Origin of the sequence: Pseudomonas sp. HMSC063H08, assembly GCF_001813645.1 — a bacterium.
GTDB lineage: Bacteria > Pseudomonadota > Gammaproteobacteria > Pseudomonadales > Pseudomonadaceae > Pseudomonas > Pseudomonas aeruginosa.
Genome location: NZ_KV813315.1, coordinates 1 through 2,414, shown reverse-complemented (window position 1 = coordinate 2,414; position 2,414 = coordinate 1). Strand labels below are relative to the sequence as shown.

Annotated in this window: 4 protein-coding genes; all 4 read right to left on the bottom strand. The window is 61.9% G+C overall.

Features of this window, described 5'->3' with window-relative positions; genetic code table 11:
• Nucleotides 1-780 (bottom strand): cbb3-type cytochrome c oxidase subunit I (locus HMPREF2924_RS00170; RefSeq protein WP_177344953.1); only part of this gene is annotated, 780 nt, incomplete at its 3' end.
• Between the two features lie 242 nt (nucleotides 781-1,022).
• The gene (locus HMPREF2924_RS00165) at nucleotides 1,023-1,385 is read right to left on the bottom strand and encodes a Mor transcription activator family protein (RefSeq protein WP_015975359.1); all 363 of its coding nucleotides are present in this window, start codon (nucleotides 1,383-1,385) and stop codon (nucleotides 1,023-1,025) included.
• 2 nt (nucleotides 1,386-1,387) lie between these two features.
• A complete protein-coding gene (locus tag HMPREF2924_RS00160; RefSeq protein WP_023089283.1) occupies nucleotides 1,388-1,951 on the bottom strand; it encodes a regulatory protein GemA in 564 nt (187 codons plus the stop codon).
• Nucleotides 1,938-2,414 (bottom strand): hypothetical protein (locus tag HMPREF2924_RS00155; protein ID WP_371915076.1); only part of this gene is annotated, 477 nt, incomplete at its 5' end. The genes HMPREF2924_RS00160 and HMPREF2924_RS00155, both read right to left, overlap by 14 nt.

Genomic DNA, 2,414 nt, shown 5'->3' with positions numbered 1-2,414 from the left:
CAGGTGGTGCGGGCCGGCCCAGATGTACAGGGTGATCAGCGCCCAGAAGTGGACGATGGACAGCCGGTAGGAGTAGACCGGGCGCCCGGCCTGCTTGGGCACGAAGTAGTACATCATGCCGAGGAAGCCGGCGGTGAGGAAGAAGCCCACGGCGTTGTGCCCGTACCACCACTGGACCATGGCATCGGTGGCGCCGGAGTACATCGAGTAGGACTTGAACCAGCTCACCGGCAGCGACATGTGGTTGACGATGTGCAGCATCGCGGTGGTCAGGATGAACGAGCCGAAGAACCAGTTGCCGACATAGATGTGCTTGACCTTGCGCTTGATCAGGGTGCCGAAGAACACCACCGCGTAGGCGACCCAGACGATCGCCAGCCAGATCGCGCCGGTGAACTCGATCTCGGCGTATTCCTTGGTGGTGGTGTTGCCCAGCGGCAGGCTGACCAGCAGGATCACCGCCACCGCCTGCCAGCCCCAGAAGGTGAAGGCGGCCAGGGTGTCGGAGAACAGGCGTACCTGGCAGGTGCGCTGCACCGTGTAGTAGCTGGTGGCGAACAGCGCGCAGCCGCCGAAGGCGAAGATCACCAGGTTGGTATGCAGCGGCCGCAGGCGGCCGAAGCTGGTCCAGGGCAGGTCGAAGTTCATCTGGGGCCAGACCAGTTGCGAGGCGATCAGTACGCCCAACCCCATGCCGATCACGCCCCATACCACGGTCATGATGGCGAACTGGCGAACCACCTTGTAGTTGTAGGCAGGTTCCGTCGTTGCTTTGTTCATCTGTACAGTCCCGAAAGAAATGAACAGCCGGCGACCGCCGTCGAGGGGGGAGACGGGGCGCCAGCCGGAGCCTGCAATCTAAGGGCTGGGGCGGGGGTAAAACAGCTTCAGGTCGATATTGAGAGAGAGTGAGAAATACCAGGGAGGGGGAGCGCGATAAAGTGGGATGTACTGGGACGGATCGGACTATAGCGGGATGGGGCGATGAAAATGTTTTGCCACTGGGGAAAGAAAAACCCGGCTCATTCGGCCGGGTCAAAAAGGCCCAACTGATCGGTTCGGCGTTGTCTCCGGTGCTTTCGAACAACGCTGTAGATCCAGTCCTCGGTGACGCCGAACTCCCGGACCAATTTGTCAGCATTCGAGCCATCGTACCGCTGCAGTATATGCAGTTCCAGGCGCTTGCGAGCCAGCTCATCCTTGACCGGAAAGACAAACGTGATACCGGCCCAGCGCCGATGCAATTGGAACACCAGTTCCTCTGACTCAGATACTGCTTTCTCCCGAGAGAGCCCGTTACGCACGAACGCTTCGACGATCAGTTCGGCCAGCTCGCTGAGCATGTTGTTCCGGCGGCGGATCTGCTGCGAACGGATCTCCTTCATTATTACCTCCGCTTGCTATCTGCGGCCGCTTGGAGCGTTTCCACCAGGGCCTTGAGGATTGGACGCTGCCGCCGCCATCCTTTCGGCAACTGTTCCAAGCCGGCCGCCTGTTCTGGATGCTCAATGCCCAGGTCCTGGCAGAGCCGATCCACTTCAGCGAGGAGGTACCGTTTCTCCTGCTCGACGTGCAGAGCTGCCAGGATTGCCGTGAGCTGATCTGGTTTCTTCAGCCATGCGACCTTGGCCACGCCGAACATCTGCTTGGCGATCTTGTCGGCGTAGCTCCAGGGCAGCCTCATCTCAGCCAACTGCGCCTCAATGACCTGGACCTCGGCGGGTAGCTGGCTGAAGTTATGCGGCTTGCCGGCTGCTCGCTTGCTGGGCTGTGGTTGCCAGCCCAGGCGCTTGAACTCCGTCAGCAACTGCTCGGCCTGGCGCAGGTTCAGATCCCGCGCCGACCCCTTGCCGAACATCGCATGCAGCTTCTGCCGATAGACATCGTCCTGCAGGCCGAGCTGCTGACGAGCGATGTGGATCTTGCTGAGCAGCCCCCTAGCGAGTGCCATGGAACACCTCCATGCCATGCCGACGACCCAGCCGGCGCAGCTCAGCATCGCTGACGCCCAGTTCGCGAGCGAGCCTGGCCGTCTGCGCGGCCAGCAGCGCCTGGGCGGCGATCATCCGGCTCAACCAGACCTTCGGGTTCACGCCAGGAGCCGGCTGCAAAGCCGGCACGGGCGCTGGTGAGCGTTGGGGCTCGGTCTTGGTTTGCGTACGTGGCGCGGCAGGCTTCGCTTTGAGCGACGAATTCTCGGCCAGGGCTCCGTTGTATACCGGCGTCTTCATGGGATTGATGACGAAAGTGTCCGGCAGCTCGCGCATCTTGTACCCGACTTTCTCGATCTGCCCGCCGCCGGCCAGGAACTGCTGAACCAGTTCGTCCAGCTCCTGGGCCTCCTGCCGCTTTACGTCAGCATCACGCCGAGGTGGATCGCCGGCCGTTGAGTGGTAGCGCTCCATCACCTGGCC

Bases quoted from the DNA above. Each gene is read 5' to 3' on its own strand.
- HMPREF2924_RS00165 (WP_015975359.1), bottom strand. From the start codon at position 1,385: ATGAAGGAGATCCGTTCGCAGCAGATCCGCCGCCGGAACAACATGCTC.
- HMPREF2924_RS00160 (WP_023089283.1), bottom strand. From the start codon at position 1,951: ATGGCACTCGCTAGGGGGCTGCTCAGCAAGATCCACATCGCTCGTCAG.